Source organism: Myxococcus virescens, from assembly GCF_900101905.1.
GTDB classification, from domain to species: Bacteria; Myxococcota; Myxococcia; order Myxococcales; family Myxococcaceae; genus Myxococcus; species Myxococcus virescens.
On the sequence record NZ_FNAJ01000021.1, the window covers coordinates 36,021 to 54,227 of the forward strand.

General features: G+C 67.8%; 16 protein-coding genes. 12 read left to right on the plus strand and 4 right to left on the minus strand.

Features of this window, described 5'->3' with window-relative positions:
• Window positions 1-12: 12 nt before the first annotated feature.
• From BLU09_RS34035 to exoL, 3 genes are all read right to left on the minus strand, one after another.
• A complete protein-coding gene (locus tag BLU09_RS34035; RefSeq protein WP_090495063.1) occupies window positions 13-531 on the minus strand; it encodes a serine O-acetyltransferase in 519 nt (172 codons plus the stop codon).
• A 68-nt stretch (window positions 532-599) separates the two neighbouring features.
• A complete protein-coding gene (gene exoM / locus BLU09_RS34040) occupies window positions 600-2,120 on the minus strand; it encodes a spore coat polysaccharide flippase ExoM (RefSeq protein ID WP_090495065.1) in 1,521 nt (506 codons plus the stop codon).
• Entirely contained in the window at window positions 2,117-3,274 is a 1,158-nt protein-coding gene (gene exoL, locus BLU09_RS34045; protein WP_090495067.1) for a spore coat polysaccharide deacetylase ExoL, read from the minus strand. The genes exoM and exoL overlap by 4 nt, the downstream gene beginning before the upstream one ends.
• 385 nt (window positions 3,275-3,659) lie before the next feature.
• Here exoL and ccmA point away from each other — a divergent pair, with 385 nt between their 5' ends.
• The 8 genes from ccmA to BLU09_RS34085 all read left to right on the plus strand — a co-directional run bounded on the left by ccmA (window position 3,660) and on the right by BLU09_RS34085 (window position 10,177).
• The gene (gene ccmA, locus BLU09_RS34050; RefSeq protein WP_090495069.1) at window positions 3,660-4,319 is read left to right on the plus strand and encodes a heme ABC exporter ATP-binding protein CcmA; all 660 of its coding nucleotides are present in this window, start codon (window positions 3,660-3,662) and stop codon (window positions 4,317-4,319) included.
• Entirely contained in the window at window positions 4,316-5,017 is a 702-nt protein-coding gene (locus BLU09_RS34055) for a heme exporter protein CcmB (RefSeq protein ID WP_090495072.1), read from the plus strand. Before ccmA ends, BLU09_RS34055 begins: the two co-directional genes overlap by 4 nt.
• Window positions 5,018-5,020: 3 nt before the next feature.
• A complete protein-coding gene (gene ccsA / locus BLU09_RS34060; RefSeq protein WP_090495075.1) occupies window positions 5,021-5,734 on the plus strand; it encodes a cytochrome c biogenesis protein CcsA in 714 nt (237 codons plus the stop codon).
• 2 nt (window positions 5,735-5,736) lie between these two features.
• Complete coding sequence (locus BLU09_RS34065; RefSeq protein WP_011553300.1) at window positions 5,737-5,925, plus strand: heme exporter protein CcmD; 189 nt, start codon at window positions 5,737-5,739, stop codon at window positions 5,923-5,925.
• 6 nt (window positions 5,926-5,931) lie between these two features.
• Entirely contained in the window at window positions 5,932-6,408 is a 477-nt protein-coding gene (locus BLU09_RS34070; protein ID WP_090495078.1) for a cytochrome c maturation protein CcmE, read from the plus strand.
• Window positions 6,405-8,426 (plus strand): heme lyase CcmF/NrfE family subunit, encoded by a 2,022-nt coding sequence (locus tag BLU09_RS34075; RefSeq protein ID WP_090495080.1) that lies wholly within the window; start codon window positions 6,405-6,407, stop codon window positions 8,424-8,426. Before BLU09_RS34070 ends, BLU09_RS34075 begins: the two co-directional genes overlap by 4 nt.
• Window positions 8,426-8,977, plus strand: a complete 552-nt coding sequence (locus BLU09_RS34080; RefSeq protein WP_090495082.1) for a TlpA family protein disulfide reductase — start codon at window positions 8,426-8,428, stop codon at window positions 8,975-8,977. The genes BLU09_RS34075 and BLU09_RS34080 overlap by 1 nt, the downstream gene beginning before the upstream one ends.
• 96 nt (window positions 8,978-9,073) lie before the next feature.
• Window positions 9,074-10,177, plus strand: a complete 1,104-nt coding sequence (locus tag BLU09_RS34085; protein ID WP_244172275.1) for a zinc ribbon domain-containing protein — start codon at window positions 9,074-9,076, stop codon at window positions 10,175-10,177.
• 6 nt (window positions 10,178-10,183) lie between these two features.
• Here the strand turns inward: BLU09_RS34085 and BLU09_RS34090 are convergent, their stop codons facing one another.
• Window positions 10,184-11,077 carry an SMP-30/gluconolactonase/LRE family protein gene (locus BLU09_RS34090; RefSeq protein WP_090495087.1) on the minus strand — a complete coding sequence of 298 codons (894 nt, stop codon included), beginning with the start codon at window positions 11,075-11,077 and terminating at the stop codon, window positions 10,184-10,186.
• A gap of 356 nt (window positions 11,078-11,433) precedes the next feature.
• Between BLU09_RS34090 and BLU09_RS34095 the strand changes: the two genes are divergently transcribed.
• The 4 genes from BLU09_RS34095 (at window position 11,434) to BLU09_RS34110 (ending at window position 18,087) form a co-directional block, all read left to right on the plus strand.
• Complete coding sequence (locus BLU09_RS34095) at window positions 11,434-11,973, plus strand: peptidoglycan-binding domain-containing protein (protein ID WP_244172276.1); 540 nt, start codon at window positions 11,434-11,436, stop codon at window positions 11,971-11,973.
• 11 nt (window positions 11,974-11,984) lie between these two features.
• A complete protein-coding gene (locus BLU09_RS34100) occupies window positions 11,985-14,087 on the plus strand; it encodes a hypothetical protein (protein WP_090495090.1) in 2,103 nt (700 codons plus the stop codon).
• Window positions 14,084-15,679: a hypothetical protein gene (locus BLU09_RS34105; RefSeq protein ID WP_090495094.1), complete on the plus strand. Its 1,596-nt coding sequence runs from the start codon at window positions 14,084-14,086 to the stop codon at window positions 15,677-15,679. The genes BLU09_RS34100 and BLU09_RS34105 overlap by 4 nt, the downstream gene beginning before the upstream one ends.
• A gap of 281 nt (window positions 15,680-15,960) precedes the next feature.
• Complete coding sequence (locus BLU09_RS34110; RefSeq protein ID WP_090495096.1) at window positions 15,961-18,087, plus strand: hypothetical protein; 2,127 nt, start codon at window positions 15,961-15,963, stop codon at window positions 18,085-18,087.
• Window positions 18,088-18,207 lie beyond the last annotated feature (120 nt).

Sequence of the window (18,207 nt, forward strand, 5' to 3'; positions counted from 1 at the left end):
GACTCCCGCGGACTACTGGCGCAGCGTGGAAGACGACGGCACGGACACCAGCGACACACGGGGCGGCAGCTCCCCCATCTCGCGCTGGTACGTCCCGAGTGGATCCGGGTCCTGCCGGATGACCCGCGCGGGCACCCCGGCCACCACCGTGCCCGGAGCCACGTCCTTCACCACCACCGCGTTGGCGCCAATGACGGCGAAGTCACCGATGTGGATGTTGCCCAGGATCTTCGCGCCCGCGCCCATGCGCACGTAGTCACCAATGACGGGAGCGCCCTCGATGCCCGAGCGCCCGCCGATGGTCACCTGCTGCGAGATGAGGCAGTTGCGTCCAATCCGCGAGGCCTTGTGGATGACCACGCCAATGCCGCCGTAGCCCAGCTGTGTCCCCTCGCCGATCTCCGCGTCCTCGGGGATGTATGAACTGTGCAGATAGTAGATGGCCTTGCGCAGCACGGCTGGCAGCAGGGGCACGCCCCGCTTCTTCAGCCCGCGCGCGAGCCGGTAGAACGTCATCGCGTCGACACCCATCACGCCTCCCAATCCCCTTGTTCCAACCCGCACCAAACTAGGTACCGCCCCGCAGGGAGGGAAGTGCGCTACCCCACCCTTCGGGCTCGCAGCCCCGCGATCAGGCTGAGCGGGCGCACCCCCGTGAAGTGCAGCACCACCAGATATCCGATGAAGAACAGTGCCCCGGCCACCGCCAGAGGCAGCACGCGCCACAGGAAGCCCGTGGGCAGGTGCGCCCAGGCCCCGTGGGCCCCAGCCCGCAGGACGAACACCGCCGCCGCCGCCGCGCACGCCGCCAGCGTGGCCTTGCCCAGCGACTGCCAGGGAATCACGTCCGCCACGCCCAGCTTCCGCTCCGGCGTGGACAGCGCCGCGGGCACCCGGGCCAGCAGCATGGCCTTGCCCACCACCTCCGCCACCGCCCACGAGCCGATGCCGCCCATCAGCCCGAAGTGCTTCACCCCCAGCCACACCAGCGGCACTGTCACCGCCGCCTTCACCGCGTAGGACGCGAAGATGGCCCGCGTCTGCCCCCGGGCGCGCAGCGTCCCGTCCATGGGGAGGATGGAGAGCACCACGCCCAGCACGCTGATGCGGAAGACAGGCACCGCGGGCAGGAACTTCTCACCGAACATCGCCCCGATGAACTCCGGCGCCGCCGAGAAGAGGAACGCCGCGAAAGGCAGGAAGAAGTAGGCCAGCTTCCCGGCCGCTTCGCGGAAGGCCTCCACGCCCTCTTCCAGGCGGCCCTCGCGCTCCAGCTCGCCCAGCCGCACCATCAGCACCTCGCTGGTGGGCGTGTACAAGAGGTCCACCACCGGCAGCTGGAAGCAGCCGACGCGATAGAGCGCGTACAGCGCCGGCGCCACCGCGCCCGCCACCGCGTACAGGTGCGCGTTCTGCTGGGGAATGGCGAGCAGCATCGCCGCGCCGAAGGGCGCCGCGTAGGTCAGTTGCTCGCGGAAGCGCTGGCGGTCCACCAAGGGCCCGGTGGCGCCGCGCAGCGACACCACCCACGTCGCCAGGTAGCGAAGCGCCGCGAAGGCCGCCACCGCCATCATCATCCCGTAGAGCGAGGCGCCCAGGAGTGGCGGCACCACCATCACCGAGGCCCGCACCGCGTCCGATACCAGGTACACGACCGCGGACGCCTTCGTGCGGCCCTGCGAGGTGAGGGACACCTCCAGCGGGAAGCTCCCCAGGAGAAAGGCGGTGTACGCGGCCAGCGGCAGGCGGTACTCGGCCAGCGCGGGGTTGGAGAACCAGCCCGCCACATACCCGAGCAGCGCCCACACCGCTCCCGCGCCCACCAGGCCCATGGCGGACATGAACAGCAGCGTCTGCCCCAGGAAGGGCCGCTTCGCGTCCGCGCGAGGCAGGAAGTAGTAGAGGCTCTGCACCACGCCGAACGGCAGGACGTAGTAGAGCGTCGTGGCGATGAGGAACAGCTGGTAGTACGTCCCGTAGTCGTCCAGGTTCAGCACCCGGGCGAGCACGAGGGGAATGGACAGCGTCAGCCCGGCGGTGAACAGCCGGGCCAACACCAAGGGGCCGGCGCGCCCGAGGAACGAGCCCCCGGACGCGGCCGACGTGGAACCTCCGCTCACGGAGCCTCCTGGAGGGTCGTGGCGGTCTCCGGCCCCACCACGAGTTCGTTACTGGTCGCTGGCTTGGGGCTCACCCGCACCGGGGCACTGCTCAACTGGTTTCCCACGGTGGGGGCGCTGATGAAATGGGGGCGCTTCCCCGGCACCGGGCTGCTCATGCCCAGCACCCCGAAGCAGTCATCCAGCTGGCAGCCGGTGAGCGCCGACGAATAGTCGCCGAGCATGCCCAGGCTGAAGTTCTCCCACAGCACCTTGCGCTTGAGGGTGAACGGGTCACCGCCAATGCGGTTGGGCATGTCCTCCGTGGTGACACCGGAACGGAAGCCGTTGGCCGACAGCACGCGGATGACCTCGTCCGAGTACCAGCCGTTGCAGTAGGCGAAGTCGCGCACGGTGATGCCCACCTCGCGCTCGATGGCGCGCTTGGACTCCAGGATTTCGCGCTCCACCACGTCCTGCGGCTCCAGCGTCAGCACCGTGTGGCCCAGCGTGTGCGCGCCGAACTCGAAGCCGTCGCGCGCCATGCGGCGCACCTCGTCCCAGTTCATGATGTCGCCCTGCTCCGGCACCAGGTCCGCGCCGCCGCCGAGCTGCTGCTCCAACGCGTCGATGATCTCCGTCAACACACGCGTGGGGTGCTCGCCGATGAAGTCGTCCAGCGACGCCGACACCGTCTTCTGCCCGGAGAGGATGGGCCCCAGCAGTTGCAGCGCGGGCGCGGGCAGCGAGTCGTAGAACGGCCGGAAGCGGCGCTCCTGGACCCGGCGAAGCAGGTGGAACAGCCGGTCGTGGTTGAAGCGCTTGTCGGTGCTGATGAACGCCGTGGGCAGATAGGTGATGGCCGGAACGCCCATCTCCTTGAGCACCGGATAGGCGTACCGGTAGACGTCGCGGTAGCCGTCGTCGAACGTGACGACGCACAAGTCCTTCTTCGCCACCCGGCGGCCATTCATGACGTCCACCGCGTCACCGATGGAGGCCAGCTCGAAGCCCGCCGCGTGCGCCTCCTCCAGGTGCCGGCGGAAGGTCTCCTGGGAGATGAGCAGCCCGGGAATCGAGCGCTGCAGCTCCCCGGTGAAGTCGCTCACCACGCGGTGGTAGCTCACGATGAGGATGCGCCTCCCGCCAGACTGGGAGCGCCGATACGCGGCCATTGCCCGCCGCATCCCGCTGTAATGGATCATCCCCGCCGCCGCCGCCTTGACCGCTCTACGCAACACCTTGCCCGTCGCCATTCACGCCCTCCGCGCGGATCAGCTGAGTCCGCCTCGCATGCCCGCGCACCGTTGCAGGGGAGGTGCCAGGAGGGAGGTTGGGCACCCGGGACCGGGCAGTCGAGAGGGCCAGCCGTCCGAACGGGTCGCGTGGTGAGCAGTGGACGTTCCCCTCCGTGGAACCCCGGGGCCCCCCGGCGGGCACCTCCGACCACATGGGGAGGAAAACCTTTCCTCCCGACGGGCTCGCCCTTTCTCCGTCCAGGCCACCATCTTGGGTTTCACTGGTGGACGTTCTGGTTTCCGGATACGAACGCCCCCGCCGATGCTTCCCCTCTCCGCCGCCCCCGCGCTTGCCCTGCATGACGTCAGCAAGCGGTATGGCCGCCGGTGGGCCCTGGCGCGTCTCACGTACGCGCTCCCCGCCGGACGCTCGCTGCTGCTCACCGGCCACAATGGTTCCGGGAAGACGACCCTGTTGCGCCTGCTGGCCACCGCCCTGAGCCCCACCGCGGGCCGGGTGGAAGTGCTCGGCCGCGACGCGGTGGCGGAGCGCGACGCAGTGCGCCGTGACGTGGCGCTGCTGTCGCACGCCAGCTTCCTCTATGAGGACCTCACCGCGCACCAGAACCTCACGGTGCTGGCCCGGCTTCTGGGGCTGCCCTCGCCCGCGGACGCCGCAAGCGACGAACTGGCCCGGGTGGGGCTCAGCCGCCGCTCCGACAGCCCGGTCCGCAGCTTCAGCGCCGGCATGCGCAAGCGCCTGGCGATTGCCCGCCTGCTGCTCAAGGCGCCGTCCATCGCGCTGCTCGACGAGCCCTTCGGCGAGCTGGACCCCGCGGGCATCCGCGACATGGAGGCCATCATCGCGGAGCTCAAGGCCAGCGGCGTCACCGTCATCCTGGCCACCCACCTCATCGAGCAAGGCCTGACGCTGTGTGAAGAACGTCTTCACCTGCAGGAAGGCCGGGCGGTGGCGGCATGAGCACCTCGCGTCCCCGCCCCATCGGCCTCTTGACGGCGACCCTGGCGCTGCTGCGCAAGGACCTGCTCATCGAGTGGCGCACCCGCGCGCGCCTCAACGCCATCATCTTCTTCGCGCTGGCCACGCTGCTGATGTTCTCCTTCGCGCTGGGCCCCGACACGAAGCTGCTGGAGAAGAACGCCGGCGGTTACTTCTGGTTGGCCATCCTCTTCGCCAGCGTGCTCGCCCTGGGCGAGTCGTTCCGCGTCGAGTCAGAGAACGCGTGCATGGACGGCATCCGGCTGGCGCCCGCCGACGCCCGCGCCATCTTCCTGTCCAAGGCCCTGGGCAACACCCTGCTGCTGACGGCCCTGGGCGCCCTGCTGGTGCCCGTCATGGTGGCCCTGTACGGGGTGCGCATCGTCACCAGCGTGGTGGACCTGGGGCTCATCCTCCTGCTCGGCAGCCTGGCCTTGAGCGCCCCAGGAACCGTCTACGCTGCGATTTCAAGCAATGCCCGGGCACGGGATGTGCTCCTGCCGTTGCTATTGTTCCCGCTGGTCATCCCCGCCCTCCTCTCCGCGGCCAAGGCGACCACGCTCGTACTTCAGGGAGACCCCATGCGTCAGTTTGACTCATGGGCGGGGCTTTTGGGCGGATTCAATCTGATTTATTGGGGCGTAGGCTTCTTGCTGTTCCCGCGGATCATCGAGGACTGACGGATGGGTAAGTTCATCAAGTGGGGCCTGCCGGCGCTGGCGCTGGTCGTTCTCGCCGCGGGGTGGTGGCTGGGACTGGCGTGGGCGCCGCCGGACCGTGAGATGGGTGACGTGCAGCGCATCATGTACGTCCACGTCCCGCTCCAGTGGGTGGCCATGGTGGCCATGGCCATCAACTTCGTGGTGGCCATCAGCTACCTCATGAAGGCGAGCTGGAAGCTGGATGCCGCCGCCGAAGCGTCCGCGGAGATTGGCCTGGTGCTGGGCACCGCGGGGATGATTACCGGCGCCATCTGGGGCCGGCCGACCTGGGGCGTCTACTGGTCGTGGGACCCGCGCCTGACCTCGCAGGCCATCATGCTGGTGACGTACACCGGCTACCTGGTGCTGCGGCGCTTCGTGGAGGACCCGGAGAAGCGCGCCACGTGGAGTTCGGTGGTGGCCATCATCGGCGCCATCAACCTGCCCATCGTCTGGTTCTCCGTGCGCTGGTGGCGCAGCCTGCACCAGGTGCAGTCCACGCCGAAGACGGTGGACCCGGAGATGACGCTGGCCCTGCGCGTGTCGGCCTTCGGCATGCTGTTCCTCACCATCTGGTTCCTGGTGCTGCGCTACCGCCAGGCCCTGGCCGAGCGCCAGGCGGAGGTGGCCCTCCCGGATGCGCTGCCGTCGGACCTCGCCGCCGCGGGTGGCGCCAACTCCTCCAGGGTGGCCTGAACATGATGACGCTTTCCACGCAGATGCTGTGGATCCTCGCGGCGGCGCCCGGACAGGTGGGCAGCGGCCGCATCGTTGGCGGCTGGGGCTATGTCTGGGCCTGCTACGGCATTACAGTCGCGATGCTCGTTCTCTACGCTGTGTCCCTGTGGGTTCGTCGGCCCAAAGCCCCCACCGACGCCAAGGAGTGAGTTGCCATGTCCCCCGTCGCTCGCAACCGTCTGATTGCCCTCGGGGCCCTGCTCGTCGCGGGGGCCGGCCTGGGCTTCGTGGCCTTCGGCAACATCGGTGAGAACCTCGTCTACTACTGGAGCCCGTCGGAGATGCTGGGCCAGGGTGACAAGGCGTACTCGGCCACCATCCGCCTGGGTGGCGTGGTGGAGGCAGGCAGCATCCAGTGGAACGCCGAGCACACCACCCTGCAATTCCGCGTGGCGGATGACGTCAAGGAAGGCGCGCCCAGCGTGCTGGTGCGCGCCACGGAGACGCCGCCGCAGATGTTCCGCGACAAGATTGGCGTCGTCGTGGAAGGCACCTACGACAAGTCCGGCGTCTTCAGCTCCAACCGGCTGATGGTGAACCACTCCAACGAGTACCGCGCCCCCAAGGAGGGTGAGGATCCTCGTCAGTGGCGGGAGACGCTCTCCGACGCCACCGCCATGGGTGCGAAGTGAACGGAACCGTTGGCTACGGCCTCGTGCTCGGAGGGCTCGCGTTCGCGACCTTCGGCGCGCTCGTGGGCCTGGTGAGCGGCCTGCGTCGAAGTGACGCAGGCTTCCCGTGGGTGCTGCGCGCGGTGTGGGGCTTCGCCGCCTGCATGGTGGGCTCCAACCTGGTGATGGTCCACGCGCTCGTCACGCACGACTTCAGCGTGCGCTACGTGGCGCAGGTGGGCAGCCGGGCCACGCCGCTGGTCTACACCATCGTCTCGCTGTGGAGCGCCCTGGAGGGGTCCATCCTCTTCTGGGGCCTCATCATGGGCGGCTACATCGCCATCTTCGCCTACATCCACCGGCGCGAGCACGCGCGGTACATGCAGCTGGCGCTGGGCACCATGCTGGCGGTGGGCGTCTTCTTCGCCTTCCTCATCGCGGGCCCGGCCAACCCCTGGGGCGCGGTGTCCCCCGTGCCTGCGGACGGCCCCGGCCCCAACCCGCTGCTGCAGAACCACATCCTGATGGTCATCCACCCGCCCATGCTCTACCTGGGCTACGTCGGCATGACGGTGCCCTTCGGCGTCGCGGTGGCGGGCCTGCTGCGAGGCGAGATTGGCGAAGCGTGGATGGCGCCCCTCCGGCGCTGGACGCTGGTGGCGTGGCTCTTCCTGTCCATTGGCATCATCCTGGGCGCCTGGTGGGCCTATGCCGTGCTGGGCTGGGGCGGCTACTGGGCGTGGGATCCGGTGGAGAACGCGTCCTTCCTGCCCTGGCTGACGGCGACGGCGTTCATGCACTCCACCATGGTGCAGGAGCGCAAGCGGATGCTGAAGCTGTGGACGCTGAGCCTCGCGCTCGCGTCCTTCGTGCTCACCATCCTGGGCACGTTCATGACGCGCTCGGGCATCTTCAACTCGGTGCACTCGTTCACCCAGTCCGACATCGGGCCCACCTTCCTGGTGTTCCTGGGCTTCCTGCTGGTGCTGTGCGTGGGCCTGCTGGCGGTGCGCGGCCCGCTGCTGGTGCCGGAAGGCCAGCTGGCCTCGCCGCTGTCTCGCGAGGCGAGCATCCTGGTGAACAACCTGGTGTTCGTCGCCATCACCTTCACGGTGCTGCTGGGCACGCTGTACCCGCTCATCTCCGAGGCGGTCCGCGGCGTGCGCGTGAGCGTGGGCGAGCCGTACTTCAACAAGATGGCGGTGCCGGGCGGCATCGCGGTGCTCTTCCTGATGGGCGTGGGCCCGGTGCTTCCCTGGGGCAAGCCGGATCCGGCCACGCTGCGCCGGCAGTTCATCATCCCCTCCGTGGTGGGGCTGGTGGTGACGGCGGCGTGCTTCGCGGTGGGCCTGCGCGGCGTGTACCCGCTGATGACCTTCGGGCTGGCGGGCTTCGTCACCGTCATCACCGTGCGGGAGTTGGTGGCACCGGTGCGGGTGCGCATGTCCGAGCGCAAGGAAGGCTTCGTCGCCGCGCTGACCACCAGCGCGCTCAAGGCCCAGCGCCGCTTCGGCGGCTACGTGGTGCACCTGGGCATCGTGCTCATCATCGTCGCGGTGGCCGCGTCCTCCGCGTACGTGAAGCACACCTCCGGCACGCTGAAGAAGGGGCAGGTCATCGAGCTGGGCGGCTACCAGATGAAGTACCTGGGCCTGGTCAGCGGCGAGGAGCCCCACCGCACCTACGTGGCGGCGCGCATTGAAGTGACGTCCCCGGGCGGAAAGGTCTCTGAACTGAAGCCGCGGCTCAACTACTACGAGCGCAGCACGGACCCCATTGGCACCCCCGGTGTCCGGGAGACGCCGGCCGAGGACCTCTACGTGTCGCTGATGGCCTTCTCCGAGCAGGCCGGCACGGCGAGCATCAACATCTGGGTCTTCCCGCTCGTCGGGTGGATCTGGTGGAGCATCCCCCTGCTGGTGCTGGGCACCCTCATCGCGCTGTGGCCGCGCCGGAAGACCGCCGTGGCCATGGCGGGCGCGCCGGCCGTGGGCGCGTCCCCGCTCACGGGTGGTGACGCCGAGCGAGGGGCCGCCTAATGAAGGGCTGGCGCTACACGCTGGGCTTCGTGGTCCTCTGCGCGGGCCTGCTCTTCGTGTTGTTCAAGGGCTTCGGGCGCAATCCGCACGAAGTGCCCTTCATGATGAAGGGCAAGCCGGCCCCCGACTTCGCGCTGCGCGCGCTGGACAGCGGAGAGAAGGTGAGCCTGGCGGACCTGAAGGGCCGGCCGGTGGTCATCAATTTCTGGGCGTCCTGGTGCGGCCCGTGCCGCGTCGAACACCCCGTGCTGGAGTGGGGCGCGCGGCAGTATGGCTCGCAGGCGGTGTTCCTGGGCGTGGTGTTCCAGGACACCGACGACAACGCGCGCGGCTTCCTCCAGCAGTACGGCGCCAGCTTCCCGCAGCTGGTGGATCCACGCTCGCGGATGGCGCTGGACTACGGCGTGGCGGGCGTGCCGGAGACGTACTTCATCGACCCCAACGGCATCATCCGGGGCAAGCATGTGGGCCCTATCGACCCGCAGACGCTGGCCCTGCGCATCCAGGAGCTGTCCACGCCCTCCGCCCCCACCGAGGCGGCGCGGAAGTAGCCCCTGTCGTCCCAACGAGGTGGCGGTATGCGGTGCCTGGAGTGTGGTGAAGACTCCAATTCCCGGTTGCGGTACTGCGAGAACTGCGGGGCGACCATGCCCGAGCCGCCCAAGGGAACGAGCGCCCGGGCCGCGCTCCGCCCCTCGCGGCCTCAGCGCGACCTGGCGGAGCCCGCCTATGCGGCGGACATTCTCGAGGAGGCGGATGAGCACTCGCGGCCCTATGTCGTGGGTGACGCGCCCGAGCTTCCGCCCGAGGACAAGACGGACCCGGGCCAGTCCGCCCCGACCTACGACGGGCCGAAGTGGCTGGCGCACGTGCCGGCCCACTCGCCCACGGTGCTGGGCGTCATCGTGGTGGGCTGCGCCGTCTTCCTGTCCGCCCTGCTCTCCTCCGCTGGCGTGGGCCTCCTCGGGACGCTGCTGGCGGTGGTGAGTGGCACGGTGCTGGTCGCACGCGAGCTGCGCGCCGCGGAGCAGTCGCCTGGCTTCACCGAGCGGATGCCGGCGGTGCTGATGACGCCGGAGGCCGCCGCCGCCGCCACCGCGGTGATGGGGGCGCTGGCGCTGCGCTCACTCAGCCTGGGCGTGCTACCGCTCCTGATGGTGGCGGGCGTGGGGCTGGTGGCCCATGACCAGTACCGCAAGGTCATCGCGGGAGAGGACGGCGTGGGCGTGTACTTCGAGCCCCGGCAGCTCCTGGCGATGCCCCAGTTGGTGGGCCTGGGTGGCGTGGCGGTGTGCCTGCTGGCGCTGTTCGCGCCGTGGGGCACGGCGAAGCTGGACCTGGGCCTGCCGGACAACGCACCGGTGCCCCAGGGCCCGCCCGAGCTGCGCGTCATCGCCACGCAGCGGCCCACCGACGACATGCTCTACAGCTACGGTGGCGGCGTCACCCACCTGCGGGGCTGGGATTTGCCGGCGTCGGTAGTGGTGGAGCTGGCGCTGCTGGCCGTGCTCGCCCTGCTGGCGCTGCGGCCGGAGGTGGAGCGCCCGTCCTGGACGCGCTACCTGCCCGCGGGCGCGGTGGCCCTGTCGCTCGCGTTCGCGGGGCTCAACATGCGCCTGCTCCCCGGGCCCTTCGTCTTCGTCTTCGGCCTGGGTGCGGTGGGCTTCCTCGCGGTGCAGCACCTGCGCGCGGCTCGCGCCGCCGAGCTGCCCCTGCGGCAGTACGAAGAAGCCGTCGAAGAGGAAGGCTGAGCCGGGTCAGCCCGCGAAGGGCACCGGCGCTACGCCGCGGACATCTGGTGTCAGCTCGAAGAGCCCACCGGCCAGCGGCTGGGCCTCGAGCTCCTCCGCGCTGAGCCCCTCCCGCCCGGTGGTGACGAACAGCCGGTCCAACGCGGCCCCCGCGAAGGCGACACTGGTCGTCTTCGCCACGGGCAGCCGGTACTCGGCCAGCCACGCGCCGTCCGGAGAGAAGCGGCGCACGCAGCCCCCTCCGTAGAAGGCAATCCACAATCCGCCCTCCGCGTCGGCCGTCATTCCGTCGGGGAAGCCGTGCGCCTCCTCGAAGCGGAGGAACTCCCGGCGACCAGAGGCCGCGCCGTCCGGGCTCAGGTCGAAGGCGTAGGTGACGCGCCGGGGCGAGTCGTTCACATAGAGGGTCCGCCCATCGGGGCTGAAGGCGGGGCCGTTCGTCACGGTGTAGCCCCCATCGATTCGGGCGAGGTGCCCCTGCGCGTCGAACCGATAGAGGCCGCCGGTGGGCGCCTCCTCGTGGTCATCCATGGTGCCCACCCAGAAGCGGCCTTGCGGGTCCACCTTCCCGTCATTGCAGCGGTTGTGGGGGTGCTCAGGCTCCGGGTCCAGCAGCCGCTCCAGGCGCGCGCTCCGGGGCTCGTAGAAGGCCAGGCCCCGCTCCGTCCCCGCGATGAAGCCTCCACTCCGCCGGGGCGCGAGCGAGGCGATACGCAATGGGGTGTCCCAGCTCGCCTGGGCACCGCTCTGGAGGTCCAGCCGGTGCACCTTGCGGCCCGGGATGTCGAGCCAGTAGAGCGCGCCCTCGGTGGCCATCCAGAAGGGGCCCTCGCCGAGCACGGCTCGTGCGGGCCAGATGCACCTGGCTTCGTCGTGCCTGACAACGTCCGTGGTGCGCATGCGTGGCTCCTCCAAGAAAGCGAGACTCAACGTCCGTGGCCAAAATAGACACGCCGCACGCGCTGGGCATGCACGCGGCGGCGGACATGGCCTCGTCACACAGCGATCACTCCGGCTCGCCCGGCTGGCCATGCATGCGTCCTCTGACTGACCCACCAGGTTGAGGTCCGTTAACCCGACGCACAGAACAGGGTTATCCCAGAACTTCCGGTGATAGAGGGCGCTCCGGGTTCCCGTACCTTGGGCAGGCCTTCAACGATGCACAGACACCATCGCGAATCCAGGCACGGGGGGAGCGCGGCATGGTCAGTCCGAGGACGGCACCAATCCGGACAGGAAACACCAGTACCTTCATCTTGAAGCAGCGACGGCTGCACCTGGTCCTGTTGGATCCACAGGAAGTGCCCTACGCGGATACGGAGTATGTACTCACGGTCGGCCGCACCGAGCACTGCGGCAGGACGGCGGCGGATGGCTCGCTGAGCCACGAAGTCCCGGGCCTCGCCGCGGGTGAGTTGCTGGTGAAGCTGTCCAAGCCGCCAGCGCCGCCGCCCCGCCGGAGCGCGCCTCACGCCACCGCCAAGGGCACGCCACCGCCCTACCCACCCGCCGTCACCGATGAGGACTTTCCGGACGCCACGCCTGCCGCCGCGTCCGAGCCGGTGACGCTCCGCTGGGCGCTGCAACTCCAGTCGCTCCCGGGATTCGAGTCCGACGCCCTCCGGGCCGCGCAGGAGCGGTTGCACAACCTGGGTTACGCCATTGAAGGCGAGCGCGGGTCGCCCGGAGCCTCGACGAAGTCCGCCGTGCGAGCGTTCCAGCGCCGCCATGGCCTGCCGGAAACGGGACAGCTCGCGGACATCTCCCGCGAGCTCATCCGCCTGCACGACGCCTGAGGCCTCCACCCATGGCACGCATCTCACTGACGGCCAGTGTCGCCCTCGCTGCGCCCGGAGGACGCAACCGCAACCGCCTCCGTCCCGCCAGCCATGGCGTCGCGGACTTCCGGCTCCGCAGCCCTGGAGGCCCCCAATCCCGCTGCCACCGCCCCGCGCCCTTCCCCGCGCTGACAGGGGGTGATGATGGCTTCCACTTCGCGCCCGAAGTCGAGCCAGTGGAGTTGACGTGGCGCCTGCTCAACACAGGCGGGCTGGTGCGCGCCGGAAAGCTGGAGCTCTTCACGCGCTATCGCAAGGCTCCACTGTGGTCGCGCGAGCTGAGCCGCGAGGAGCTCCTCCAAGGCGAGCACCGGTGGGCATGGGATGGCCGCGTGCCCAAGTCGGAGACCTTCCCGGATGGCGTCGTCACGGTGGAGCACTCGCCGTACAAGCTGAAGCTGACGCTCCAAGGCAGTGGACTGGCGCAGGCGCCCGTGGCGTGGACGTTCTTCCACGTCCTGGTGGCGGGCGTTGACCTGGAGTTGGGTGAGCCCCGGGTGCTCTCGCGACCACGCGACCGTGAGCTGACCCAGTCCTTGAAGCGGCTCCCAGCCCCCGGCGAGAAGGCCGAAATCCGGCTGGTCGGGAACGTCTTCAAGACCAAGCCGTCGGAGATGTCCGATGACACGGACCACCAACTGCACCGCAAGCACTGGGGTAGCGGACCGGAGCTTCCGCTGTTCGCCCGAGCCTGGCTGAAGGACTCGCGCGGCAACCGGGTAGATGCGCCGAAGGCCCTGGGCCGCGTGCGCTTCCTCTGGGACTGGGAGGACGAGACAGAGGCCATCGAACACCATGCCCCCACGGCCCGGGCCTTCCTCAAACACGCGCTGGACCGTCACTGTTCGACGTCACAACCCAAGGGCGACAACGCGCACCGGGACGTGGGCGGCAAGCGCGGTGCGCCGTCGTTGGCGGTGTTTCCCAGACAGGCCGGCTACGCGCCGCAGGCCGAGCCCCGTGACGGCGCCTTCCCCTTCCGCGTCACGCCCTGCAACAAGCGCGGTTGGGCGGCCTACAGCCAGGCCTGGACCACAGGGGCTTTCGCGGGACGCACGGGCGTGGTGTTCCAGCCCTCCAGCATCGCGGGAGACGCATGGCGAGTCACCGTGCAGCTTGCCTATGACCGCCGCAGGGATGGCGGCGTGGTGCTGGATGTGGACGATGATGGACCGCTGCCCGCCGCCGTGCGCGCCGCCACCGGCATCTTCGAATCCTGGCGCGAGGTCCACATCTCCCGCCTCTTGTGCAAGGACACGGGCGCCTCCGGGTTCTCGCTCTCCACCGTGCAGGGCCATTTCAAACAGGCCTTTCTGAGCCTGGAGGACCGCACGGGTGGCGTCTCGGGATGGTGCGCTCGGGAATACAACGCGTGCATCGCCGCGGCCGTGGCGGAGTCCCGGCACTGGGAGCTCCGAGCGGCCATCGACCCTGCGGTGGACCAGTTCGCCGCAGGCGGCCACGCGCTCACCTTCCGCACCCACGCGGAGTTCCTGGCCGAGGTGAAGCGCGTGAAGCACTGCGGCGACGCGGACCTCGCCCGGTGGCTGGCGCCCACGCGAGAGCGCAGGCTGCCCCTGCTGGAGGCTCGCGAGTACCACCGGCAGTGCAAGGACTGGGCAAAGGCGCTGCTCACCCGGGCGCTGGACTCGGCGCTGGGAACGGCTGCGGGCATCGCGCTCTTCCAGTTCTCCGGGCTCTACAACCTGGAGACGACGGTCGGCGGCATTCGCGTGAACGGTTTCGCGTCGGAGTTCCCCTCGCGCAAGCGGGACCGCTGCGCCGTCATCCAGTGCGCCGCGCCAGGCAACTACCGAAACAGCTTCAACTCGCTGGAACAAACGCTGGCGCATGAAATCGGGCACCAGCTCTTCCTGCCGCATGCCCCCTTCCCCGCGCACCGCGAGATTGGCGGCGCCCAGGCGAACCGCCACGACGTCGACGGGAAGGACTGCCTGATGGGCTACGACTTCACGACGGAGCGGCGCTTCTGTGGGCTCTGTCTCCTGCGCCTGCGGGGATGGAACACCCACGCCCTGGACCGCGACGGTGCCCGGAACGCGCGGCCATGAGCGCCTCCGTCCTCTCCGGGCCGTGGCTGCTCGTGCTGACCCTGTCGGCGGCGAACCCCGTCCCGACGCCGTCCCAGGTCAAGACGGCACCGTCCCCACCCTCTGGAGGTGCGCCCATGCGCATCCAACTCAGATTGTCCAAGGCGCAGCTCGTCACTTCAGAAGACATGGACGTGCGCATCGCCCTGTCCAATGAGAGCGCCACACCCCTGGAGTTTCCAGACCCCTTCCGGCACTCGGACCAATCCCTGACGTACACCGTCACGGGCCCCGAGTACCCGAAGGGCCATGCCGTCAATCACTACACAGTCATCGAGCGTGAGGGCACGCAGCCGCTCGGTGGCGTCGTCGCGCCCCAGGTCCGGCTGGGCTCGGGACGCGTGCTCGAGTCCGTCGTGCCGCTCCAGGAATGGGCGCCCATCCGCCAGCCCGGCCGTTACCGGCTGACCGCGAGACTTCAGGCCGCGGGTATCGACACGGTGTCCGCGCCGGTCGAATTCGACGTCGTGACAGGACGGCCAGACTCCGCGTCGGCGGGTGTGATGATTGGAGGCGGGCCGTACTCCGGGGTTGGCACCGTGTGGCTCCAGCACCTGGAGGGGCAGACCCTGCTGATGCAGGCCGTCTTCGTGGACGAGACGGACGAGGCCGGACGCGGCGTCTCCCGGCGGACCTCGAAGGTCCTGGGAGCGGTGGCGCCAGATGCGTCCGACGCGCTGGCGCCGTGGACGAACGATGCGCCGGGCGGTGAGGCCGTGAGCTGGGTCCTGTGGCGCCAGGGCGCGTCGATTCTCGCCCTGGCTCCGCCCGCGACGCTCACAGCGCCCTTCCGCTTCGACCTGGAGGCCCCGCCAGAGAGGCTCATCCGTCCGCCCTTGGAGACACACGCTGGAGAACTCTTCGTCCCCATCGTGGAGGCTGGGGGAAGAGGGCTCCGACTCCTGCGATTTCAGTCGAGCATGGATGCCCCCAAAGTCACCCCCGGAAAGGAAGTGGGGCGCGTGAGACTCCCATCCGTGCCCCTGAGCGCTCGCGCCACGCTGCAGCCCGGGTCCGTGGGAAATGGCATCAGCATCGTGCTCGTGAGCGAGGCCGCAGGAGGGCTGGAAGTCCAGCACGTACGAGCCACAAGCGCTGGCCGCCTGAGCCGAGTGGCGAGCACGCTCCTCCGAGGGCTGAGCGCGCTTCCTGAGTCCGAGCCGGGCGTCTGGACTGATGATTCGGGCCACGTCCATGCGGCCCTGGTGGCGGCGTCACTGAAGAACCCTCGACAGCCCATGCTGGCGGAAGTCCGCTTCCGTTCCGACGGAAGGCTCGTAGCGCCCCCAAGCATGACGCCGCTGCCCGAGCTCCCCACGAGTGCACGCGCCGCGGTGGCGCGACACTGCCATCTCCCCCACTCCGACAGAGCAGGCGAAGTGCGCTGGGCCATTCTCCTGGAAGACGGGAGGTTGATGCATTCAGGGCAACGAGGTCCCCCCTCGTCACCGAAGCAGCCTGTGGCGAGCCCACTGGAGTTGATCGAAATGCTCCAGGGCACGTTCATCCTCACCACGGACCCCATTCGGGGCCCTGAGTTTGAATGGCTTTAGGGCGCGGGGGGCGATTCCTGCACCTGCCCGAAGAGGCAGCCACGATTGTCTGTCCTGACGTTCCTCACGTGAAACGTCTACTGTGAGCGTTTGCCTCAACGGCGCGCATCCACCGGTGAGTTCCTCCGGTACTTTTGGAATGGAAGCGACGGGGACTGTCCACACGCTCAAAGCATCTGACGCGACGAGCCCCGCCTCGACGTCACGCAACGGCGGCACCCGGGAAGGAGTCACGTGCCGTGAATGCACCAGAGCCCCCACCGGCTGGGCTACAGGATGTAATGCTCGATCCGCGAATGCGCTGGCGCATTGTCCGCAGCGCAAGACGAATCATTTCCACGAGCTCGGCGCTCTATCTGTTGGCGCTCGTGTTCATGACCACCAGCGCAGTCTGCGCCCGAGAGAGCGTCAGCCAAGTCTTCCAGAACCTGAAGGACATCAACTTCGAAATCGACAACCACCTTCGCTACCATCCAGACGTGGACAAGCATGAGCCGGATGACCCGGGGATCCTCTCATTCACCTTCGACGCCGCCCAAGTCTCCCCTGACAGAGAATCGACCGCCAGAGCCCGTGGTCTCGCCCGGCGTATTGAGGATGCCTTCAGTTCCGTGGTCCAAGACATGGTGGCCGCCGAAGACCCTGGCTGCTCAAACGGCTCCCCCCTTCCGAGATCAGTCAAGCTGCTCGGCAAGAGCCTTCCCGACACCATGAATCCGAAGCAATCAACACAGTGGGAAGAAGCTCTCTCAGAACAAATCTGCAACTACCGCAAATGTCCCTACGCCGATTCCATTCGGTACTGCCCAGAGGAGAAACACCCTCCTCGTCCGGACACATTCGCGTCCGACCCACTGGGCTGCGACTTGACCCCTGAACTGAAAACCCGCCTCTTCGTCCCCACGACGCTCGACAACTGCCTTTCCGAGCAAGTTTGCACGCCCCAGCACAAATGTTCGGACAAACGAAAATGCCAGAAAAAGCCCAAGTGCCCAGACATCCTCAACCCGAACGACAAGTGCGGCGCAAATTGCTTCTCTTGCAGGTCGCACGAGGCTGCCACGATCTCTCGTCCCCTCGACATCGTGATCCATGCCTTCGCGAACCAACAGTGCGAGTTCGCTGAAGATGAATCATCATTGACCTCTGTCTATTTCACGACCCCAGAGGGCATCATCCGACAATGGAGTTGCACACCCGCCCCGGGTCCACCCGCCATCCACTTCTCCGAGTTCGCGGCTCAGGCAAGCTATGTTCGCCGGCTGTTCAAGCCTACCACCATGAGCGACTACGAAACGGACATCTACCTCGACTCCAACGGCTTCGGGCCGATACGCACTCGCTGTGTCCGCATCGAAAAGCCCCATGCCCAACAACTGTTAGGCGTACTCTGCTTCGACTTCACGGTGTCGCTCAACCAGTTCCTTGAGCCGCTCATTCGGAGCAATGTCATCGCGATCGACGAGGCGCGGGTCATCATGCCTGATGCAGGAGACGACATCACCGTCACCGGCCACTGGACCTTTGTCGTCCCAGAGACACAACTCATCCCAATCCACATGGCGCGCAAGAAGGTTGCCTCGGACGAAGCCACACGAGGCTCTTTCGAGCAGGACCTGCAACACACTTTCGACCAAATCACTTCTCGAGAAGATAATGCCTCCACGACACTTCGACGGTTCGAACGTTCGGTTACTCAGCTTTCCAGCGTGGCCGACCCAGCGCGCCTCCATGATGGCCGTTATCTCATCCCGGGCGGATGGAGCGCCGACGGTCGCAGCCGCAAGCTCCTCATCGTGCGGCCCGCGGTGACGACACTGCGCGGTGCCAAGGTGTTTGGCGGTGTGGCGGTTGCATTTTTCCTGCTGACCCTTCTCACCGTATGGCGGGGAAGCTATTGGACTCGACGCATGTCGGAGAACGAACTCGTCGTCGAACTCCTCCGAAAGCTTGGCATCGGAATCATGTTGGTGGACGAAGACGGAATGGTCATGGCGGCGAACGACGCGGCTGAGGACATCGTGCGCCTGTTTCTTCCCCGGCTAAACACCTGGCGACTTCGAATCAACGAAGGGTTTCGGCAGAAGCGGCTGCCTTCCGACCCAGCGGTCAGGATGGCCGATTTCATCGACCCGGATGTCATACTGGCACAAGACATGAGCAAAGTTCCCTACAAGGATGTCTGGGAACAGCGACTTCGCGGACAGCCCGCTACCTTCTATGCCCGAATGAAGAAACACAACGGCAATCCCAACTGGGTAAAAGTCACTGCCGCTCCCGTCGTCATCAAGAGAGCCGGGAAAAAGACACGCACCACGTCCTTGTCCGTCGTCGAATCAATCCCCAGCATCAACGCCCCGCTCCTGGGCAAGCTGAACAACATCATGCCGCCAGTGAGACCCCAATGACATGGTCGGACGCCCTGAAACTCCTGATACCAGCAGTCCCCATACTTCTACTGCTACTATTGATTCAGTCAGTCATCCGGACACACATTCACATCCACATCAGTGGACACCCCAGCGAAA

Coding starts and splice junctions, on each gene's coding strand:
- BLU09_RS34035 (WP_090495063.1), bottom strand. CDS start 531: ATGGGTGTCGACGCGATGACGTTCTACCGGCTCGCGCGCGGGCTGAAG.
- exoL (WP_090495067.1), bottom strand. CDS start 3,274: ATGGCCGCGTATCGGCGCTCCCAGTCTGGCGGGAGGCGCATCCTCATC.
- ccmA (WP_090495069.1), top strand. CDS start 3,660: ATGCTTCCCCTCTCCGCCGCCCCCGCGCTTGCCCTGCATGACGTCAGC.
- BLU09_RS34055 (WP_090495072.1), top strand. CDS start 4,316: ATGAGCACCTCGCGTCCCCGCCCCATCGGCCTCTTGACGGCGACCCTG.
- ccsA (WP_090495075.1), top strand. CDS start 5,021: ATGGGTAAGTTCATCAAGTGGGGCCTGCCGGCGCTGGCGCTGGTCGTT.
- BLU09_RS34065 (WP_011553300.1), top strand. CDS start 5,737: ATGATGACGCTTTCCACGCAGATGCTGTGGATCCTCGCGGCGGCGCCC.
- BLU09_RS34070 (WP_090495078.1), top strand. CDS start 5,932: ATGTCCCCCGTCGCTCGCAACCGTCTGATTGCCCTCGGGGCCCTGCTC.
- BLU09_RS34080 (WP_090495082.1), top strand. CDS start 8,426: ATGAAGGGCTGGCGCTACACGCTGGGCTTCGTGGTCCTCTGCGCGGGC.
- BLU09_RS34085 (WP_244172275.1), top strand. CDS start 9,074: ATGCCCGAGCCGCCCAAGGGAACGAGCGCCCGGGCCGCGCTCCGCCCC.
- BLU09_RS34090 (WP_090495087.1), bottom strand. CDS start 11,077: ATGCGCACCACGGACGTTGTCAGGCACGACGAAGCCAGGTGCATCTGG.
- BLU09_RS34100 (WP_090495090.1), top strand. CDS start 11,985: ATGGCACGCATCTCACTGACGGCCAGTGTCGCCCTCGCTGCGCCCGGA.
- BLU09_RS34105 (WP_090495094.1), top strand. CDS start 14,084: ATGAGCGCCTCCGTCCTCTCCGGGCCGTGGCTGCTCGTGCTGACCCTG.
- BLU09_RS34110 (WP_090495096.1), top strand. CDS start 15,961: ATGCTCGATCCGCGAATGCGCTGGCGCATTGTCCGCAGCGCAAGACGA.